At 72.1% G+C, this 18,648-nt stretch carries 15 protein-coding genes; 6 read left to right on the top strand and 9 right to left on the bottom strand.

Annotation, left to right across the window (positions count from 1 at the left end; translation table 11 throughout):
• Positions 1-37 precede the first annotated feature (37 nt).
• Complete coding sequence (locus ACFWRO_RS31670) at positions 38-271, bottom strand: chaplin (protein ID WP_384516354.1); 234 nt, start codon at positions 269-271, stop codon at positions 38-40.
• Between the two features lie 190 nt (positions 272-461).
• Positions 462-665 carry a hypothetical protein gene (locus tag ACFWRO_RS31675; protein WP_384516356.1) on the bottom strand — a complete coding sequence of 68 codons (204 nt, stop codon included), beginning with the start codon at positions 663-665 and terminating at the stop codon, positions 462-464.
• A 152-nt stretch (positions 666-817) separates the two neighbouring features.
• Between ACFWRO_RS31675 and ACFWRO_RS31680 the strand changes: the two genes are divergently transcribed.
• Complete coding sequence (locus tag ACFWRO_RS31680) at positions 818-1,855, top strand: LCP family protein (protein WP_384516358.1); 1,038 nt, start codon at positions 818-820, stop codon at positions 1,853-1,855.
• Here the strand turns inward: ACFWRO_RS31680 and ACFWRO_RS31685 are convergent.
• Together ACFWRO_RS31685 and ACFWRO_RS31690 are read right to left on the bottom strand one after the other, a co-directional pair.
• Positions 1,852-3,882 (bottom strand): thioredoxin domain-containing protein, encoded by a 2,031-nt coding sequence (locus ACFWRO_RS31685; RefSeq protein ID WP_384516361.1) that lies wholly within the window; start codon positions 3,880-3,882, stop codon positions 1,852-1,854. The genes ACFWRO_RS31680 and ACFWRO_RS31685 overlap by 4 nt on opposite strands.
• 149 nt (positions 3,883-4,031) lie before the next feature.
• The gene (locus ACFWRO_RS31690; RefSeq protein WP_384516364.1) at positions 4,032-4,424 is read right to left on the bottom strand and encodes a rodlin; all 393 of its coding nucleotides are present in this window, start codon (positions 4,422-4,424) and stop codon (positions 4,032-4,034) included.
• Positions 4,425-4,667: 243 nt separating this feature from the next.
• Here ACFWRO_RS31690 and ACFWRO_RS31695 point away from each other — a divergent pair, with 243 nt between their 5' ends.
• Positions 4,668-7,877, top strand: a complete 3,210-nt coding sequence (locus ACFWRO_RS31695) for a tetratricopeptide repeat protein (protein ID WP_384516366.1) — start codon at positions 4,668-4,670, stop codon at positions 7,875-7,877.
• Positions 7,878-8,004: 127 nt separating this feature from the next.
• On the opposite strand, the gene ACFWRO_RS31700 is transcribed toward ACFWRO_RS31695, so the two are convergent.
• Positions 8,005-8,241 carry a hypothetical protein gene (locus tag ACFWRO_RS31700; RefSeq protein ID WP_384516368.1) on the bottom strand — a complete coding sequence of 79 codons (237 nt, stop codon included), beginning with the start codon at positions 8,239-8,241 and terminating at the stop codon, positions 8,005-8,007.
• On the bottom strand, positions 8,234-9,115 hold the full coding sequence (gene mca, locus ACFWRO_RS31705) for a mycothiol conjugate amidase Mca (RefSeq protein WP_384516371.1): 882 nt from the start codon (positions 9,113-9,115) through the stop codon (positions 8,234-8,236). Before mca ends, ACFWRO_RS31700 begins: the two co-directional genes overlap by 8 nt.
• Before the next feature lie 96 nt (positions 9,116-9,211).
• On the opposite strand from mca, the gene ACFWRO_RS31710 reads away from it, so the two are divergent.
• The 4 genes from ACFWRO_RS31710 (at position 9,212) to ACFWRO_RS31725 (ending at position 15,169) form a co-directional block, all read left to right on the top strand.
• On the top strand, positions 9,212-9,613 hold the full coding sequence (locus tag ACFWRO_RS31710) for a DUF4307 domain-containing protein (RefSeq protein ID WP_384516374.1): 402 nt from the start codon (positions 9,212-9,214) through the stop codon (positions 9,611-9,613).
• 189 nt (positions 9,614-9,802) lie between these two features.
• Positions 9,803-10,300 carry a transcription elongation factor GreA gene (gene greA / locus ACFWRO_RS31715; RefSeq protein ID WP_384516376.1) on the top strand — a complete coding sequence of 166 codons (498 nt, stop codon included), beginning with the start codon at positions 9,803-9,805 and terminating at the stop codon, positions 10,298-10,300.
• Between the two features lie 118 nt (positions 10,301-10,418).
• Positions 10,419-12,797 carry a PQQ-binding-like beta-propeller repeat protein gene (locus ACFWRO_RS31720; RefSeq protein WP_384516378.1) on the top strand — a complete coding sequence of 793 codons (2,379 nt, stop codon included), beginning with the start codon at positions 10,419-10,421 and terminating at the stop codon, positions 12,795-12,797.
• A 41-nt stretch (positions 12,798-12,838) separates the two neighbouring features.
• Complete coding sequence (locus tag ACFWRO_RS31725) at positions 12,839-15,169, top strand: protein kinase (protein ID WP_384516381.1); 2,331 nt, start codon at positions 12,839-12,841, stop codon at positions 15,167-15,169.
• 67 nt (positions 15,170-15,236) lie between these two features.
• On the opposite strand, the gene ACFWRO_RS31730 is transcribed toward ACFWRO_RS31725, so the two are convergent.
• The 3 genes from ACFWRO_RS31730 to ilvA form a co-directional block, all read right to left on the bottom strand.
• A complete protein-coding gene (locus tag ACFWRO_RS31730; protein ID WP_384516384.1) occupies positions 15,237-16,043 on the bottom strand; it encodes an ABC transporter permease in 807 nt (268 codons plus the stop codon).
• Positions 16,040-17,113 carry an ATP-binding cassette domain-containing protein gene (locus ACFWRO_RS31735; RefSeq protein ID WP_384516386.1) on the bottom strand — a complete coding sequence of 358 codons (1,074 nt, stop codon included), beginning with the start codon at positions 17,111-17,113 and terminating at the stop codon, positions 16,040-16,042. The genes ACFWRO_RS31730 and ACFWRO_RS31735 overlap by 4 nt, the downstream gene beginning before the upstream one ends.
• 170 nt (positions 17,114-17,283) lie before the next feature.
• Positions 17,284-18,513, bottom strand: coding sequence for a threonine ammonia-lyase (gene ilvA, locus ACFWRO_RS31740; protein WP_384516389.1), 1,230 nt, complete (start codon positions 18,511-18,513; stop codon positions 17,284-17,286).
• Between the last annotated feature and the right edge of the window lie 135 nt (positions 18,514-18,648).

Below are 18,648 nucleotides of genomic sequence, written 5' to 3' on the forward strand. Positions count from 1 at the left end.
GTCGTAGGACGTTCCGGGGGCCGGCCCTGAGCGTGCGTCAGAAGTTGGCGCAGGTGTTGAAGGCAGCCGGGTTCAGGAAGCCGATCACGTTCACGGAGTTGCCGCAGACGTTGATCGGGGCGTGAATCGGAACCTGGACGACGTTGCCCGAGAGGACACCCGGCGAGCCGATGGCCGCACCGTACGCGTCGGCGTCCGCCATCGCGGGGGCGGCCGCACCCAGGGCCATGAACAGTCCGGCGACGACGACCGCGGCCTTCTTGCACTTCATTTTCTTAGGTCCTTTCCGCGGCGGACGGAATTTCGCGGATTTCGCGAATCGCCGGAGCATTGGAGCCCCCGACCTCCACCGCACACATCACAACGACCATGCCCCGGAAAGGAAACCGGCTTATCGCCACCAGGACGGTATTCACTCCATTGAGCCCACCGCACCTGGGGCGTCGAAGCAATCGGAGGCGTCAGCGCGGCCAGACGGGCATCGCGACCAGCCGCTCCCACTCGCGGTCCGGCATGCCGGGGACGGTGCGCCCGGCCAGCGCCCACTGCTGCACGAGCGAGGAATAGACGGGGAAGGGTCCCCTGTCGACAGGTGGCGGGTCGGCCACGTGACGGCTCTTCGGAATGAAGGCCATCCGCTCCCATTTCCCGGGATCCGCTGCCATCTTCCCTCCCCTCCACGGCGGTTCCCGCATCATTTCACAGTGCCCGCAGGAGAGTGATTCGGCCGGACCATGTCGCGTCGCGAACCTGTGTGCGACGAAACCCGCCTTACGGTGCGGGTCCCCCTGTTTCCGAACCTCGGTGGTGAGCACATATGACCGCAGTCAGATTCTCCCGCACCCGCCGGATCGCGCTCGCCTCGGCGGCGCTCGTCGCCCTCGGATCGGGGGCGCTCGCGGGTGCCGCCCCGGCCCTCCCGTCCCCGGCGCACGGGCTCAACATCCTGGTGGCCGGGCTGGACAGCCGGGCTGGGCTCACCGCCGACGAGAAGAAGCGGTTCAAGGCCGGCGGCAAGGGCTGCGACTGCACCGACGTGATGATGCTGGTGCACATCTCCGCCGCCGACGACCGGGTCAGCGTGGTCAGCATTCCCCGCGACTCGCTCATCTCCTACCCCGAGGAACACATCGACCAGCGGACGGGCACGGTGCACGCGCCGCACCTGGTGAAGGCCGGCTCGACTCACACGGAAGGCGGACCCGCGTTCACGATCGAGGGCGTCGAACGGATGACGGGCACGCCCGTCCACCGCTATCTGGAGATCGACTTCCGGCACTTCGTCGACGGCGTGGAGCACGTCGAAGGCGGCGTGCCGATCTGCACGGCGGAGCCGCTCAAGGACCCGGTCACGGGGATCGACCTCGCCCCGGGCACGAAGAGGGTCCGGGGCGGCGAGGCGCTGCAGTACGTACGGTCGCGGCGCGCGGACGGGAAGATGGACTTCGGGCGGATCCAGAAGCAGCAGAGCTTCGTCGTCAACATGTGGAGGGTGCTGGGGAAGAACCTGCGCGACGACCCGGTCCGACTGTGGCGGCTCGCCTCGACTCTGCCGAGCGCGCCGGCGGGCGAACGCTCCCTCTCCGTACCGGAGATGGTCGGGCTCGTCTTCCGGCTGCGGCACCTCCGGCCGGAAGACCTGGAGTTCGCGATGGTGCCGATCACCCGCTTCAACCCCACCATCGGGGGCGTCGGGTCCTCCCTCTCCTGGGACAGGGAGCAGGCGGCGGAGGTGTTCGAGGCGCTGCGCTCCGACCGGCCGCTGCCGGCGGCCCGCTCCACATCGACGAGCACGATTCCCCGGGGTCTGGGTCTCTACCGGCCGGTCGGAGGCAGCTCCCTCGTCTGCCTCTAGTCGGAGAGCGAGCGGGCCAGTTCGGCCGGGTCCGTCGTCGGCGCGTCGCAGGTGAAGTGGCGGCAGACATAGGCGGCCGCGCCGCCGTTCACCAGCGGGCGGTCCTTGAGCAGCGGGAACTCCTCGCTGTCCGGGGCGCCGAAGGCGACGACGGCGCCGGGCGCCGGGCCGAGCAGCGCGGTCCGGTGCAGCGCCCGGGCCGGGCCGTCGTCGCCGGGGCCGCCGACCACCGCGATCTCGCGCGGCCCGTCGAGCAGGGCCTCCGCCGTGGCGAGCCCCCAGCCGATGAACCGGGGCGCGCGCGGACCGAGCGCCTTGACCACGCCGAGCGCGCCCTCGGCGGCGGTGCGGTGCGCCTCGGAGCCGGTGTGCGCGGCGTACGAGAGGAGGGCGCCGGCGGCGGCCGTCCAGCCGGACGGGGTCGCGTTGTCGGTGGGGTCCTGGGGGCGGCGGATCAGGGTCTCGGCGTCGTGGGCGGTGTCGTAGAGCGCGCCGCCCTCGGCGACGAACTGGTCGAGCACGATGTCGAGGAGGAAGCCCGCGAACTCCAGCCAGACGCCCTCGCCGGTCACCCCGGCGAGCGCGAGGAAGCCCTCGGCGACATCGGCGTAGTCCTCCAGGACGCCCGCGTTCGCCCCGGCCTTGCCGTCCTTGGAGGTACGGGAGAGCCGCGCGCCCTCGCCCATGTGGAGCCGTACGAGAAGGTCGGCGGCCTCGGTGGCGCGCTCGACGAGGTCGGGCCGGTCGAAGAAGGCGCCGGTCTCGGCGAGCGCGGCGATCGCGAGGCCGTTCCAGGCGGCGACGATCTTGTCGTCGCGGCCGGGGCGCTCGCGCTCGTCGCGGGCGGCGAGCAGCCGCTCCTTGATCGAGGCGATCCGGTCGGCGTCGGCGACGCCCGCGTCCTGCGGGAGCTGGAGGACGGAGGCGCCCTCCTCGAAGGTGCCCTCGATCGTGACCCCGAAGTACCGCGCCGCGTACGCGCCGTCCTCCTCGCCGAGCACGGCGTCCAACTGCGCCGGAGTCCAGACGTAGAAGGCACCCTCGACGTGCCTGCCGGTCCCGTCGTCACTGTCGGCGTCGAGCGCGGAGGCGAAACCGCCCTCGGGGGTGCGCAGTTCACGGACCATGAAGTCGGCCGTCTCCAGCGCGACCCGCCGGGCCAGGCCGCTGCCGGTGGCCCGCCACAGGTGCGCGTACAGACGGCACAGCAGGGCGTTGTCGTAGAGCATCTTCTCGAAGTGCGGGACGACCCACTCGCGGTCCACGGCGTAGCGGGCGAAGCCGCCGCCGAGCTGGTCGTAGATCCCGCCCCTGGCCATCGCCTCGCACGTGTCGGCCGCCATCTGCAGCGCGCCCTCCGCTCCCGTACGGGCATGGTGGCGGAGCAGGAACTCCAGCGCCATCGACGGCGGGAACTTGGGCGCCCCACCGAAGCCGCCGCTGCGGCTGTCGTACTCGCGGACCAGGCCGAGCAGCGCCTGCGCCAGCTCCTCCTCACCGGGCACGCCGTCGCCGCCGTAGGCGAGGGAGCGGGCCGAGAGGTCCTTGACGATCTTCCCGGCGACCTCGCCGACCTCGTCACGGCGTTCGGTCCAGGCCCGGGCCACCCCGTCGAGGACGTCACCGAAGGAGGGCATGCCGTGCCGGGCCTCGGGCGGGAAGTACGTACCGAAGTAGAAGGGCTCCGCGTCCGGGGTGAGGAACACGGTCATCGGCCAGCCACCCTGCCCGGTCGCCGCCTGCACGGCCTCCATGTAGACGGCGTCGACGTCGGGGCGCTCCTCCCGGTCGACCTTGACGGCGACGAAGTGCTCGTTGACGTGGGCGGCGGTCGTCTCGTCCTCGAAGGACTCGTGGGCCATGACATGGCACCAGTGGCAGCTGCTGTAGCCGACGCTGAGCAGCACCGGGACGTCGCGGCGGCGGGCCTCCTCGAAGGCCTCGGCCGACCACGGCCACCAGTCGACCGGGTTGTCGGCGTGCTGGAGGAGATAGGGGGACGTCTCATGGGCCAGTCTGTTCGGCATGCCCCCATCCTCGCGCACACGGCGAGGCCCCGGTCGTACGCCACGGGTAGCGGGCGCCGGAACGGGGCAGGGATGGTGGTACGCGAAGCGGCCCCGTTCCTCGCAGGTCGAATGCGAGGAACGGGGCCGCCTCAACGGAGCGGTCGGACTCAGCCGCCGACGTTCCCGTTCTGCGAGAGGACCTCGCCCAGGATGTGCGAGAGGGCGTTGTCGCCGTTCTGCTGCACCGCGTTCTGGTTGCAGGTCTGGTTCGCGACCGGGTTGCCCAGGACGTCCTGGACGGCGACCGGGACGGCGATGACGCCGATCGGCACCTGCGCCTGGAGCTTCTGGACATCGAAGCAGTGGAGGACGCCACCGTTGACGAGACCGAAGTTCGGGCTCATGTAGCCGCCGGTGGAGTTGCTGCCGATCGACTGCTTCGACGTGTTGCCGATGATGTTGGCGCTGCCGCCGTCGTTGCCGGCCGCGGACGCGGCGGTCGCCGACACACCGACGACCGAAGCCGCAACTGCCGCCGTAGCGAGAACCTTCTTGATCACGAGTCTTCCTTCTTGAGCTCGAGGGCCCTGGACGCTCCGTTAGCCGAAGCACGCTGATCAACTGCCCGAAATCGGATTGGTTCCGGGGCGTCACTCGGACGCGGTATTCGGCTGATGAACGCCATCGGACGCCGTGTCGAGGGCCAGGCGTTCGGTAGGCGGGGCGGACCGCTCCCTCGCGCCGACGCGCGTCACGCAGGACACTTGGGGCCGGAAAGCGGAAGCTCTCGGAGGGGGACGCACATGCGGGACAGCCACCGGGCCGATGCCGAGCGGCTGTTGGCACGCGCCGTGGAGGAGGAGGTGCGGCGCTCCGGGGGCCGCTCCGACGCCACGACGCTGCTGGCACGCGGCCGGGCCGCGCTGGACACCATGGCGGCGAGTGCGGGCGAGGAGTACGCGGCCTATCTACGGGCCCTTGAGGAGACGGAGGCCGGGCAGCGGTCCCTGGGGGATCGATTCAGCAGAGCCGCGGTGGGAACGCCCGTGCTGGTCACGGCCGTCGCGGCGGTCGCCGCCTTCGGCGCGGACCTGGCGCTCGGCACGGCCTCCGGGACGGCGCTCGGCGCCGGGGCCGTGGTCGCGGTGGCGGGTGCGGCGACGACCGTGCTGAAGGTGACCGCGGGGCACTGGCCGGCCGCCCACCGAAGAGCGGGCGCGCTCGGCCAGCCGGGCGGCGCCGAGCAGCTGCGGCTGCAGTGGCTGACGGCGCTCGACGTACGGGGCGTGCGGCCGTTCCTCGACCAGCAGCGGGTGCTGCTCGCGACGGCCCAGCAGCCCGCGCAGAAGGTGGTGTCCCAGCTGCGGGGCTCCGACCGCAGCGCGGCGGCCCGCCGGCGTACCGTCCTGGAGCAGTCGTTCGGCCATCTGCCTGACCCGGGCGGGCCGTTCACGGGGCGGCGGGCCGAGCTGGCGCAGATCACGCAGTGGGTGCAGGCGGGCCGGGCCTCGACGCGGACGCGGCCGACGGTCGTGATGCTCCACGGGGAGCAGGGCGCGGGCCGTACGACGCTCGCGGTCCGGGCGGCGCACACGCTGCGGGACCAGTTCCGCGGGGCGTGCGTGGTGGACCTGCGGGGCGGGACGCGCGGCGAGAAGCCGCTGTCGACCCGGGAGGCGCTGCTGCACCTGCTGAACCGGCTCGGCGCGCCGCGTGAGCAGCTGCTGTTCCGCGAGCGGTCGTCTGCGGAGCAACAGGTGCGCAGGCTGGGCGAGTTGTACCACCAGCATCTGACCGGTCTGGCCGTGACGGTGATCCTGGACGACGCGGTGGAGGCGGAGCAGGTCCGGGTGCTGCTGCCGGAGCGCTCGGACAGTCTGGTCCTGGTCACCTGCCGGGAGCCGCTGGACCTGGGCGCGGACGTGCCGGCGTCGGTGCACGCGCTGCCGGTGGCGGCGCTTGACGCAGCGGGCGCGGAGGAGCTGCTGCGGGAGGCGGCGCAGGCGCCGGATCCGGGGCCGTACGACTCCGAGGCGTTCGGGGAGGTCCGGGAGCTGTGCGGCGGGCTGCCGCTGGCACTGCGGGTCGCCGGTTCCTCGCTGGGCCGGCGGTCGATGGGCGAGCTCGCGCGGTCGCTTGCCGGCCGAGGGAGCGCGGATCCCCTCGAACGGGCCCTTTCCGTGCGGTACTTCACCGATCTCGACGAGGACGGGCGGCGGCTGCTGCGGCGGCTCGCGCTCGCCGGGCGGGCCTCGCTGGGGGCCGCCGCGGCCGGGGCGCTGCTCGGCGCGAGCGGGCAGGAGGGGGCGCGGCTGCTCGCGGAGCTGGCCAGGGCGGGGCTCCTGGACCATGTGCGCGGGGAGCGGTACCGGCTGCACGACGCGGTGCGCGGGTTCGCGGCGGCCCGGCTGACGGACGAGGAGGACGCGGCGGCGATCGCGGCGGCGCAGGAGCGGCTGATCCAGAGCTACGCGGAGCTCGCGGACGCGGTGATCCGGATGGTCGACGGCAAGATGTCGACCCGCGCGGACCGCTTCGACGGGCACGGCTTCGGCTCGCTGGACGCGGCGCTGCGCTGGCTGGACGACGAGTCGAGCTTCATCACCGCCGCCCTGCGGCACGCGGAGGGCGTCGACCAGCAGGCGGTACTGAACCTGCTCGGCGCGCTCTGCGACTACTGCCTGCTGCGCGGCGACCTCTACCGGCTCGGCGAGATCAACGAGCTGACGGACGCGGTCGGGCAGGGGCTGCTGTCCCGGTCGGTGCAGTGGCGGACCGGTATCGCCGCCCGGCAGCTCGGCGAGCTCGACAAGGCGCGCACCACGCTGACCTCGGTGGTCTCCCTCTACCAGGAGGCGCACCAGGACGCGGGGGCGGCGCTCGCGCTCTGCTCGCTCGGGATCACCCTGCACCACCAGGGCAACCTCGCGGAGGCCTCGGCGAAGCTGCGGGAGGCGCTGGCGCTCCAGGAGCCGGCCTCGCTCGCGGCCGACCGGGGCTGGACGATGCACGCCCTCGCGGCGGTCGAGCGGGACCGGGCGAACCTGGCGGAGGCGCTGTCGCTGCTGGGCGAGGCCCTGGAGCTGCACCGGGAGAACGAGTCCCTGCACGGCGAGGCCTGGGCGCACTTCCAGCTCGGCCAGGTCTGTCTGCGCATGGGCGACGTGGAGCGGGCCGACACCGAGCTGCGTACGGCTCTGGACCTGTACGGGCGGACCCGCGACGGGCGCGGGGAGGCGTGGGCGCTGACCCAGCTGGCCCGGGGCCGGCTCGTCGAGGGCGAGATCGCGCCCGCGGTCGACGGGCTGCGCCGGGCCCTTGCCCGCCACCGCGAGCAGGAGGACGCCCGGGGCGAGGCCTGGACGCTGTACTACCTGGGGCACGCCCTGGAGGAGCGCGGGGACCTGGACCAGGCGGTACGGGAGCTGGAACGGGCGCGCACGATGTTCTCCCGGATGCGGGACGTGTACGGGCTCGCGTGCGCCCGGCACCACTCGGGGCGGGTCACCCGCGACCAGCGGGCGGCCCAGACCGGCAATCTGCGCAACTCCGGCTTCGCCCGGCAGCTCCTGGTGGACGCGCGGGCGGACTTCCATCGCATCGGGGTGGCCCACGGCGAGGCGTGGACGTGCCTGGAGCTGGCGATCGTGGACGCCGGGAACGGGAAGACGGCGCAGGCCCTGGAGCTGTGCGGGGAGGCGGAGCGGCTGTTCCTGTCGTACGTCGACCGGCGGGGCGCCGACTGGGCCCGCTTCCTGCGCTGCACGCTGCTCCCGTACGCCTCGCCGGGCGGGGCGGAGGTGGGCACGGCGGTGGCCCAGGAGGAGCTGGCCGTCCTGATCCAGGACCGGCACGCGACCCGGGACGGCAAGGTGGAGGACTGCGCGGAGGCGTACACGCTGGTCCTGGAGCGGGGCGTGCAGCTGGAGGCGGGCTGGCAGGCCTGGCAGCTGGGCATGGTCCCGAACCGCCACGCGCGCGAGGTGATGGGGGTGCCGGTGGGGGTGGGGTGAGGTGTGAGCCTCTAGGTGCGGGCTCCCTCTCGGGGAACCCGGGGTCGCCTAGGTGCGGGCTCCCGTGTACCCGGGGTCGCCGAGGTGCGGGCTCCCTCAGGGGAACCCGCACCTGACGGCCGTCGTGCTACTCCCGCGGGGCGGCCTTGGCGGCGGCGGGGGCCGCCTTCGGGTCCGGGGCCTCCTCGAAGGAGACCTTGCCCATGTGGCGGTTCATCGACTTCATCAGCATCCAGACGGCGACGGCCATCACGGCGAAGACGACGAAGCCGAGGACGCCGGGGGTGACCTTGTTCTTGTCCAGCTCATCGGCGGCGAAGGGGACAAGCTGGGTCAGTGCCAGGTGTGCGCTCATGTCAGGCATTGTCGCGGATGCCCGCGAAGAGGTCGTCCTCGGGGAGGGAGGTGGGCACCAGCGACTTGCTGAGCTCGTACTCCTCCGTCGGCCAGACCTCCTTCTGGATCTCCATCGGCACCCGGAACCAGCCACCGTCCGGGTCGATCTGCGTACGGTGCGCGATCAGGGCCTTGTCGCGGATCTCGTAGAACTCCGCGCACGGGACGTGCGTGGTCAGGATCCGCTCCGTGCGCTCGAACTCGTCCCAGCGCTTCAGCCAGTCGCCGTACGGCGACTCCATGCCCCGGTCGAGGAGCGCCCGGTGCAGGGCCTCGGTGCGGGGGCGGTTGAAGCCCTGGTTGTAGTAGAGCTTCTGCGGCTGGTACGCCGGGCCGAACTCGGCCTCCGGGTACTTCTCGGTGTCGGCCGCGCCCTCGAAGGCCACCATCGTGATCTTGTGGGTCATGATGTGGTCGGGGTGCGGGTACCCGCCGTTCTCGTCGTAGGTGGTGATGACCTGCGGACGGAACGCGCGGATCTTGCGGACCAGGGCCCCGGCCGCCGTGTCGACGTCCTCCAGGGCGAAACAGCCCTCGGGGAGCGGGGGCAGCGGGTCGCCCTCCGGCAGGCCGGAGTCGACGAAGCCGAGCCACTCCTGCTCGACGCCCAGGATCTCCCGGGCCTCGTCCATCTCCTTGCGGCGCACCTCGTGGATGTTCGCCTCGATGTAGGCGTCGCCCTGGAGCTTGGGGTTGAGGACGGAGCCACGCTCGCCGCCCGTGCACGTGACCACGAGCACGTCCACCCCCTCGGACACGTACTTGGCCATCGTCGCCGCGCCCTTGCTCGACTCGTCGTCGGGGTGGGCGTGAACGGCCATCAGTCGCAGCTGCTCAGTCAAGACTCGATCCTCTGTGATTCGTCGCTGAGGGAGGTCTCTATAGTGACGGAAACCGGGGGTCGGAAAATTCCCACCCCCGCTGCGAGAGGAACGATCATGAGCGCGGTGCGAGAGCAGCTGCCCGAGGGGCGCTACGGGCGCTCCGCGGACGAGCGCGCCGACCGCAAACTCAAGATCGCCGGTGCGGTTCTCGGCGTGCTGTTCCTCGGGCTCATGGGCTGGTTCGGCTGGCACTACGTCGTCGAGAGCAGGATCAGCGCCGAGATGATCAAATTCGACGTGGTGAGCGACACCGAGGTGCAGGTGCACCTGGAGGTCCGCAAGGACGTCGACGCGCAGGGCGTCTGCACGCTGCGCTCCCGCTCCGAGGACGGGGCCGAGGTGGGTCGCAAGGACGTCCGCTTCGACGAGGCGCGGGGGCGGATCGACACCGTGGTGACCGTTCGGACGACCGCGCGGGCGACCAGCGCGGAGCTGGTCGGGTGTAGCGCGCCGTAGCGGTGGGTAGGGACCGGGTGGCGCGTCGGACCCTGGTTCACTCGCTGACCAGGCGTGACGCCATCTTGATGGTTTATGTCCTCCCCCTTTCTGCCACTAATTGTTAGGCTCGTGGTTTCGCCCGCCCGGGAAGGAAAACCTTCTGGGTAGGGCGATGCTTTGTATTCCCAGTACCTACGAGGAGCACCTGTGACCCAGACCAGCGACAACGTCACCTGGCTCACCCAGGAGGCGTACAACCAGCTGAAGGCCGAGCTGGAGTACCTGTCTGGTCCCGCGCGAACCGAGATCGCCGGCAAGATCGCCGCGGCGCGCGAGGAGGGCGACCTGCGCGAGAACGGCGGGTACCACGCGGCCAAGGAGGAGCAGGGCAAGCAGGAGCTCCGGGTCCGCCAGCTGACCCAGCTCCTGGAGCACGCCAAGGTCGGCGAGGCCCAGGCCGACGAGGGCGTCGTCGCCCCCGGCATGGTCGTGACGATCGCCTTCGACGGCGACGAGGACGACACGATGACCTTCCTGCTGGCCTCGCGCGAGTACGCCAGCAGCGCCATCGAGACGTACTCCCCGCAGTCCCCGCTCGGCGTGGGCGTGAACGGCAAGAAGGCCGGCGAGGACGCCGAGTACGAACTTCCGAACGGCAACAAGGCCGCGGTGAAGATCCTCAGCGCCAAGCCGTACACCGGCTGAGCCCGCTCGCAGTGACGAGGGCCGGACCCCTTCGGGGGTCCGGCCCTTCGCTGTGCATGCACATGTAATGATGCGGGCTGACGTCATGTCACGTCGCGTCACAAGGGGGAGATGAGACGTGCTGGGACCGCTGCGTGAGGGCACGCCACGGCAGATCGGACCGTACGAGTTGTTGGCCCGGCTCGGAGCCGGCGGCATGGGAGAGGTCTTCCTGGGCCGGGCGGACCGCGGGGGCACCTTCGTCGCCGTGAAGACCGTACGGCGGGACGTGGCCTCCGAGCCCGCCTTCCGGGACCGCTTCCGCCGCGAGGTCAAGGTCGCGGGCCTGGTGCGGAGCACGTACGCCGCCGCGCCGGAGGGCGGGGACGCGGACGCCGAGGTGCCGTGGCTTGCGACCGCGTACGTGCCCGGGCCGAGCCTGTCGCAGGCCGTGCGGCGGGGCGGCGCGCTGCCGGTGGCGACGGTACGGGAGCTGGGCGCCGGGATCGCCCGCGCGCTCGACGACCTGCACACCGCCGGGGTGCTGCACCGTGACCTCAAGCCGGGCAACGTGATGCTCTCCGTGGACGGCCCGCGCCTGATCGACTTCGGCATCGCCCGCAGCACCGGCGCCACGACCATGACCGCGACCGGAATGATGGTCGGCACCCCGGCCTTCATGTCGCCCGAGCACGTCCTGGGCGCGCGGCACGTCACGGGCGCCTCGGACGTCTTCTGCCTGGGCTCCCTGCTCTGCTACGCGGCGACCGGCGAGGACCCCTTCGGGGACGGCCCGCTGGCGGCCGTCCTGTACCGCGTCTCCCAGGCGGAGGCGGACCTGAGCCGCGTACCGGACGACCTGCGCCCGGTGCTGGAACGCTGCCTGCGCCTCGCCCCGGCCGAGCGGCCGACCCCGGCGGAGCTGGTGGCGCTCCTCGGCGGCGAGCGCCGGCCGGCGTGGCCGGAGGGCGTGCGGGACCACATCGGCGAGTACGGGCGGGAGTTGGCGCAGCTGGTGGCGTCGGGGGGCCCGCTGGTGGAGGTCCCGGCGGTGGCGCCCGCGCCGGGACCCGGGATGGACCAGCTGCCGACGATGGGGGCGGTGGGGGTGCCTCCGGTCGCTCCGGGGAAGCGGCGGCGTGGGGTGATCGCGGGGGTGGTGGCGCTCGCGGTGCTCGGTGCGGGGGTGGGCGCGTACCTGCTGTGGCCGGAGGGCGAGAAGAAGGCCCCGCCGGCGAAGGCGGCTCCGCCGCCCGCGACCGCGCCGGCCGTCGCGAAGGTCGCCGGCGTCGACGACCGGGGCCTGTCCGACGCCTCCGGGGTCGTCCCGCAGAACCCGGCGCAGCGGCCGGCCGGCTGGAAGCCGTGGCAGGCCAAGCTGACGGCCCCGGCGTTCGGCTGCTCGGCCGGGGAGTCCGTGGTGGTGTGCCGGACGGTGGACGGGCGGTACGAGGCGCTGGATCCGGCTAGTGGGAAGCGGCTGTGGGAGGCGGACCTGGTGCCGGACTCGCGCGACGGCCAGAGCTTCATCGGACCCACCGGTGGGATCTTCGTCGCCGGTGCGACCGCGCGACCGGCGGTCCACGGTTCTGCCGTTGTCCTCACCTCCGGCGAGAAGCTCCAGGTGCGGGACGCGCGGAGCGGGAAGGTCCGCTGGGAGGAGAAGGCCTGGGGCGCGCAGGACCAGAACAGCAGACCGCTCGTGGGCGACGGGGTGGTCTTCGCCACGACCCGTTCCACCACGGACGAGGTCACGGGCAGGACCATGGTCTTCCTGAGCGCGTTCTCCCTGGCCGACGGCCGTCAGCTGTGGACCAAGTCGCTGACCAACGCGTCCCTCGCCCGCTCGCAGTTCCGCCCCTTCGACGCCGTGGCCTTCGCGCAGGGCCGGGTGTACGCGCTGAGCGACGCCGGAATCGTGGCGTACGAGGCCAAGAGCGGCTCCCTGCTTGGGCAAGTACCCAAGGAGGCCGAGGGCTGCGTGACCATGAAGGTTCTCGGTCCCGCGGCGTACTGCACCGATCTCGTGATCGACCCCGTGGACGGGTCGGAGCGGACCATGCTGCACGTCATGGACTCGGCCACCCTCGCGCCCAGAGCCGCCCTACCCGCTCCGGTGGCGGCGCTGAACGCCGCGGCGATGGACTCACGGACGGTCGTCGCCACCGGCGACAAGGGCGTATCGGTCCATGACGCGAAGACGGGGTCGCGGCTCGGTCAGTACCCGATCAAGGCCGCCCCGGCGGGGCTGCGGCAGGCGCTGTCGGCGCCCCTGCTCGCCGGTGACCAGGTCGTGTACGCCGACTACACCTCGCTCTACACCGTGCGGATCGGCAAGGACGGCAAGCCCTCCGCACTGGACGTGCGGCCGGTCCCGGGGGCACCGGGTCCGCGCGCGGAGAAGGACGAGCTCGACTTCGCCGAAATGATCCGGTCCCCCGAGGTGCTGGTCATCGGCGGGATCGCCCACATCGCCTACGACCAGGGCATCGTCGCCTCCGTCGAACTCCCCAAGTGACGTACTGAACCTCCAAGTGGCGTACTGAAAGGACGTGTTCGGTGCTGGAAGCACTGCCCTCCGGGCAGCCGCCGCGCCTCGTCGGCCCCTACCGGCTGCTCGCCCGGCTGGGCGCGGGCGGCATGGGTGAGGTCCATCTGGCGTGCCGGGCGGACGAGCCGACGGCCGATCCGTACCGGATGGTCGCCGTGAAGACCGTCCGGGAGGACCTGGAGGTCGACGGCGACTTCCGGACCCGGTTCCGGCGCGAGATCACGGCCGCGCGGGCCGTGAGCAGCCCGTACGCCGCGCTGCTCGTCGACGCGGACGCCGACACGGCCGTGCCGTGGCTGGCGACCGAGTACGTCCCCGGGCCCTCGCTCGCCGAGGCCGTCACCCGGGCCGGGGCGCTGCCCGTCGCGGCGGTACGGGCGCTGGGCGCCGCGCTCGCGCGGGCCCTTGACTCGGTGCACCGGGCGCAGGTGCTGCACCGGGACCTGAAGCCCGCGAACGTGCTGCTGGGGGCCTCCGGGCCCAAGCTCATCGACTTCGGCATCGCGCAGGCCTTCGAGGCGACGGCGCTCACCTCGACGGGGCTCGTGGTGGGCTCGCCGGGGTTCATGACGCCGGAGCACCTGGTCGGGAGCCGGGCGGTCGTGCCCGCGTCGGACGTCTTCTGTCTGGGCGCGGTGCTCGCGTTCGCGGCGAGCGGGCGCGGACCGTTCCACGACGAGGAGTTGGCGTCGGTCATCTTCCGGATCAGCCGGGCGGACGCCGAACTGTCCGGCGTGCCGGAGGAGTTGCGGCCGGTCCTGGAGCGGTGTCTGCGGCTCGACCCGGCGGAACGTCCGACGGCGGCGGAGCTGGTGGAGCTGCTGGGCGCGGAGGTGCCGACGGCGTTCCCGTGGCCGGGCGGGGTGCTGTCGCTGCTCGCGGAGTACGGGGACTCTGCGCGGCGGATCGGTGAGGCGGCGGCCTCGGGCACGGGCGTGGCGGATCTGCCGACGATCGGCCCTGTGGTCCCGTACTCCCCCACGGTGGCGGGCCGGCGGCCCGCGGCCGTCGAGGCGTCGGAGCCGCGTCGCCGTCCGTGGGGGCGGATCGCGGCGGGAGCGGTGGCCGTGGCGGTCCTCGCGACCGTGGGGGTCGTGGTGCTCAACCGGGAGGCCGGGTCCGGCGGGCAGGGCGGGCAGGGCGGCTCGGCGGGGGCCACGCCGAGCGGCGGCGCGAGTTCGGGAAGTCGCACGCCGACGCCGAGCGCGGGGCCCGTGGCGCTCGACCATGTGATCCAGCCGTACGGGGGCGAGGGGCACGCGGGCGACTTCGGCAAGGACGGCTCCGACCACAAGGCCCGGCCGAAGGGCTGGTCCCCGTGGGGGGTGCAAGTGCCGGCGGGCGTCGGCCCCTGCTCGCTCGGCCCCGAGGTGCTGGTCTGCTCGGGCGACGGCGGCTCCGCGGTCGCGCTGCGCGCCGCTGACGGGACGCAGCTCTGGACGAAGCCGTCGAGGGGCCAGGAGCTGCAGACCGGCTCTCAGTACCCGGCGGTCGTCGGGGACGTGGCCTGGATCACCGCGCACGACGGGCTCGTCGGGTACCGGCTTAGCGACGGCAAGGAGGTGGCGCGGCAGCCCGGGCCCGGGGGTGTGTACGCGGTCAAGGGGACGGATCTGCGAGGCGACGTCCTGTACACGACGTACATCGACAGCACGGACATGGAGAACCCGGGCGGCTTGGTGACGGCGGTCGGGCTTGCGGGCGCCAAGCCGAAGGAACGGTGGCGGACGCCGGTCTCCGTCTTCCCCGAGTCACCGGTCGTGGCGGGCGGGCAGGTGTACGTCACCGGGGACGGCTCGGTGCGGGCGCTGGACGCCGGGACGGGGAAGGAGACGGCCCGGGCGCGGGAGCTCGACAGCTGCTTCAACATCGTCGTCCGCTCGGGCCGCGTCCTGTGTCCGCCGTCGGGGCGAGGCGGCGTCGATGTGCTCGACGCCCGGACCCTGCGGCGGGAGCGGACCATCGGGAAGGGGATGCAGGTGACGGTCCCGCCCGCGGTGAACTCCGCGGGGGTGGTGGCGCTGATCGACGGCGAGCGGCTTGCCACGTACGACCTGAAGTCGGGAGCCGAGCGGTGGAGTCGGCAGCTCGATCGCGCGGGATCGTCGATCGCGTTCGCGGGCGACCGGGTGCTGTCCGTGTCGGAGCGAGCAGTCACGTCGGTGCCTGTGACCGATCCCCCGACCACCTCCCGCGGCGAGGACGAGAGGGACTTTCAGGCGCCCGAGGGATCGGGCGCGGTCGAGGGCGGGGAGTTCGCCTCCGGGGTGCTGGTCGCCGGCGGGGCCGTCTTCATCTCCCTCGCCAGTGGTGTCGTCGTCTCGGGGTACGCGCCCTGAGGGCCTGAGAAGTCGGCGAGGGCCGGAGGGGAGTCGCCCCTCCGGCCCTCGCCGTCCATCGGTGTCCTCAGCCGTCCGCGCGCCGGTACTTGCGGACCGACAGGGTGCGGAAGATGGCGACGATCAGGATCGAGTAGATCAGCGACGCCCACACCGGGTACTGCATCGGCCACGCGTCCGACGGTGAGACGCCCGGGTCGCCGAAGAGTTTGCGGCAGGCCTGGACGGTGGCGCTGAACGGGTTCCACTCCGCGATGGGCTGGAGCCAGCCGGGGAGGTTGCTGGAGTCCACGAACGCGTTCGAGATGAACGTGACCGGGAAGAGCCAGATCAGGCCGCCGGACGTGGCCGCCTCCGGGGTGCGGACGGAGAGGCCGATGAGGGCGCCGATCCAGGTGAAGGCGTAGCCGAGGAGGAGGAGCAGGCCGAAGCCGGCCATGACCTTGGCGAAGTTGGTCGGCTCCGCGTAGCCGGGGCGCCAGCCGATGATGAGCGCGACGATCGCGAGGACCAGCAGGGTCAGCGCGGTCTGCACGAGGTCGGCGAGGGTGCGGCCGGTGAGGACCGCACCGCGGGCCATCGGCAGTGAACGGAAGCGGTCGATGAGGCCCTTGTGCATGTCGTCCGCGATGCCCGCGCCCGCGCCGGCCGTCGCGAAGGTGACGGTCTGCGCGAAGATGCCGGCCATCAGGAAGTTCTTGTAGACGTCCGGGTCGGTGCTGTTGCCGATCTGCATGGAGCCGCCGAAGACGTACGTGAAGAGGATCACGAACATCACCGGCTGAATGAGCCCGAAGAGGATCATCTCCGGGATCCTGGTCATACGGATCAGGTTCCGCTGGGCGATGACCAGGGAGTCGTTCAGGGTGCTCATCGCGCCCCCTCCTTCCGGGCCGGCCTGCGGTCCTGGACCGCGCCGCCCGAGGAGCCGCCCGAGGAGCCGCCCGAGGGACCGCCGCTTTCCCTGTTCTCGCCGTTCCCCTCGGTCAGTTCGGCCGCGTGGCCGGTCAGCGAGATGAAGACGTCGTCGAGGGTGGGGCGGCGCAGACCGATGTCGTCGATCTCGACGCCGACCGCGTCCAGGTCGCGGATGACCTCGGCGAGCAGCTTGGCGCCGCCGGCGACCGGGACGGTCAGCTTGCGGGTGTGGTCCTCGACGGAGACTTCGGTGTGGCCGATCCCCGCCAGGCCGTAGCGCGCGAGGACGTCCTTGGCGCCCGGGATCATCCCCGGCTCGTGGACGACGACCTCGACGCGCTCGCCGCCCGTCTGGGCCTTGAGCTGGTCCGACGTACCCCGCGCGATGACCTTGCCGCGGTCGATGACGCAGATGTCGTGGGCCAGGTGGTCGGCCTCTTCCAGGTACTGGGTGGTGAGGAGGAGGGTCGTACCGCCCGCGACGAGCTCCTGGATGACCTCCCAGAGCTGCTGCCGGTTGCGCGGGTCGAGCCCGGTCGTCGGCTCGTCCATGAACATCACGGGCGGGGAGACGACGAGCGCGGCGGCGAGGTCCAGGCGGCGGCGCATACCGCCGGAGTACGTCTTGGCCGTGCGGTCGGCCGCGTCGGCGAGGTTGAAGCGGTCGAGCAGTTCACCCGCCCTGACCTTCGCCTGCTTGGCGTTCAGCTGGTAGAGCCTGCCGACCATCTGGAGGTTCTCACGGCCGGTCAGATACTCGTCGACGGCCGCGAACTGGCCGGACAGGCCGATCGAGCGGCGGACCTCGTTGGGGTGCTTGAGCACGTCGATTCCGGCGACCTCGGCCCGTCCGCTGTCGGGCTGGAGTAGCGTCGTCAGCACGCGTACGGCGGTCGTCTTCCCCGCGCCGTTCGGGCCGAGCAGGCCAAGGACCGTGCCCTCGGGTACATCGAGGTCCACGCCGTCCAGAGCTCGTACGTCGCCGAAGGTCTTCACCAGACCTTCGGCGTAGATCGCGCCTGGCATGTGGGTTCTCCCAGGGGATTTGGGCGTTTTCCACCCAAGTTTAGGTTTGAAGGGCGGGAGCCGCCCCATGGGTTTGTGACGGAGACCACACACTATCGCGATACATCGCGATATCACAAGACCTGGGAAGAAGCAAAATCGGGCCCCCCTCTCCGGCCCGCCCCCACTCCCTACGGCAGCACCACGTACCCCGCGTCCCGCAGCGCCGCCTCCACCTCCCGGCAGTGCTCCGGACCCTTCGTCTCCAACTGCAGCTCCACCTCCGCCTCCGTCAGACCGAGCTGCGGATCGGTGCGCACATGGCTCACGTCGAGGACGTTCGCGTCCACCACCGTAAGCACCGCGAGCAGCGTCGCGAGCGCGCCCGGCCGGTCCGTCACCCGCAGCCGCAGGCTCAGATAGCGGCCGCCCGCCGCCATGCCGTGGCGCAGGATCCGCTGCATCAGGAGCGGGTCCACGTTCCCGCCCGACAGGACCGCCACCACCGGCCCCCGGAACGCCTTCGGGTCGCTCAGCAGCGCCGCCACCGGGCTCGCCCCGGCCGGCTCGACCACCAGCTTGGCCCGCTCCAGGCAGAGCAGCAGCGCCGTGGAGAGCGCGTCCTCGGAGACCGTACGGATCTCGTCCACGTACTCCTTCACCAACTCGAACGGCACGTCGCCCGGCCGCCCCACCTTGATCCCGTCCGCCATCGTCACCGGCGACTCGATCGCCACCGGGTGCCCGGCGGCCAGCGACGGCGGATAGGCGGCCGCGCCCTCAGCCTGCACGCCGATCACGCGCACATCGGGGCGTACGGACTTCACCGCGAGCCCGATCCCGGCGACAAGACCGCCACCGCCCACGCCGACCAGGATCGTGCGTACCTCCGGGCACTGTTCCAGGATCTCCAGGCCCACCGTGCCCTGCCCCGCGATGATGTCCGGGTGGTCGAAGGGGTGGATGAAGACCGCGCCGGTCTCTGCCGCGTACTCCTCCGCCGCCGCCAGCGTCTCGTCCACGACATGGCCGTGCAGCCGCACCTCGGCGCCGTACTCGCGCGTCGCCGCCACCTTCGGCAGCGGGGCGCCGACCGGCATGAAGACCGTCGAACGCACCCCGAGGAGCGCGGAGGCGAGCGCGACCCCCTGCGCGTGGTTCCCCGCCGACGCGGCGACCACCCCGGCCGCCCGCTGCTCCGGCCGCAGCCCCGCGATCCGTACGTACGCTCCGCGCAGCTTGAACGAACCGGTGCGCTGAAGGTTCTCGCACTTGAGGTGCACCGGCGCCCCCACCAGCGACGACAGGTACCGGCTGCCCTCCATCGCGGTCACCCTGGCCACCCCGGACAACATCTTCTGCGCTCCGCGGACATCGTCGAGGATCAGCGGGTGCAAGGGGTCTGGCCTACGGAAGCTCATGACAGCAAGTCTCGCAGCTCACGGGCCCCGTGGCCGCCCGGGAAAAGGTCGTCGATACCGGTTTGCGCAGCGCAGGTACGCACCCCCGTGGGTCCGCGTACTCTGTCCCCCACCAACCGACCACCGCACGAGAGA

The organism is Streptomyces sp. NPDC058579 (assembly GCF_042718575.1).
Classification (GTDB): domain Bacteria; phylum Actinomycetota; class Actinomycetes; order Streptomycetales; family Streptomycetaceae; genus Streptomyces.

Bases quoted from the DNA above. Each gene is read 5' to 3' on its own strand.
- ACFWRO_RS31735 (WP_384516386.1), bottom strand. From the start codon at position 17,113: ATGCCAGGCGCGATCTACGCCGAAGGTCTGGTGAAGACCTTCGGCGAC.
- ACFWRO_RS31675 (WP_384516356.1), bottom strand. From the start codon at position 665: ATGGCAGCGGATCCCGGGAAATGGGAGCGGATGGCCTTCATTCCGAAG.
- ACFWRO_RS31710 (WP_384516374.1), top strand. From the start codon at position 9,212: ATGAGCGCGGTGCGAGAGCAGCTGCCCGAGGGGCGCTACGGGCGCTCC.
- ACFWRO_RS31670 (WP_384516354.1), bottom strand. From the start codon at position 271: ATGAAGTGCAAGAAGGCCGCGGTCGTCGTCGCCGGACTGTTCATGGCC.
- ACFWRO_RS31695 (WP_384516366.1), top strand. From the start codon at position 4,668: ATGCGGGACAGCCACCGGGCCGATGCCGAGCGGCTGTTGGCACGCGCC.
- ACFWRO_RS31680 (WP_384516358.1), top strand. From the start codon at position 818: ATGACCGCAGTCAGATTCTCCCGCACCCGCCGGATCGCGCTCGCCTCG.
- ACFWRO_RS31685 (WP_384516361.1), bottom strand. From the start codon at position 3,882: ATGCCGAACAGACTGGCCCATGAGACGTCCCCCTATCTCCTCCAGCAC.
- ACFWRO_RS31730 (WP_384516384.1), bottom strand. From the start codon at position 16,043: ATGAGCACCCTGAACGACTCCCTGGTCATCGCCCAGCGGAACCTGATC.
- ACFWRO_RS31700 (WP_384516368.1), bottom strand. From the start codon at position 8,241: ATGCCTGACATGAGCGCACACCTGGCACTGACCCAGCTTGTCCCCTTC.
- ilvA (WP_384516389.1), bottom strand. From the start codon at position 18,513: ATGAGCTTCCGTAGGCCAGACCCCTTGCACCCGCTGATCCTCGACGAT.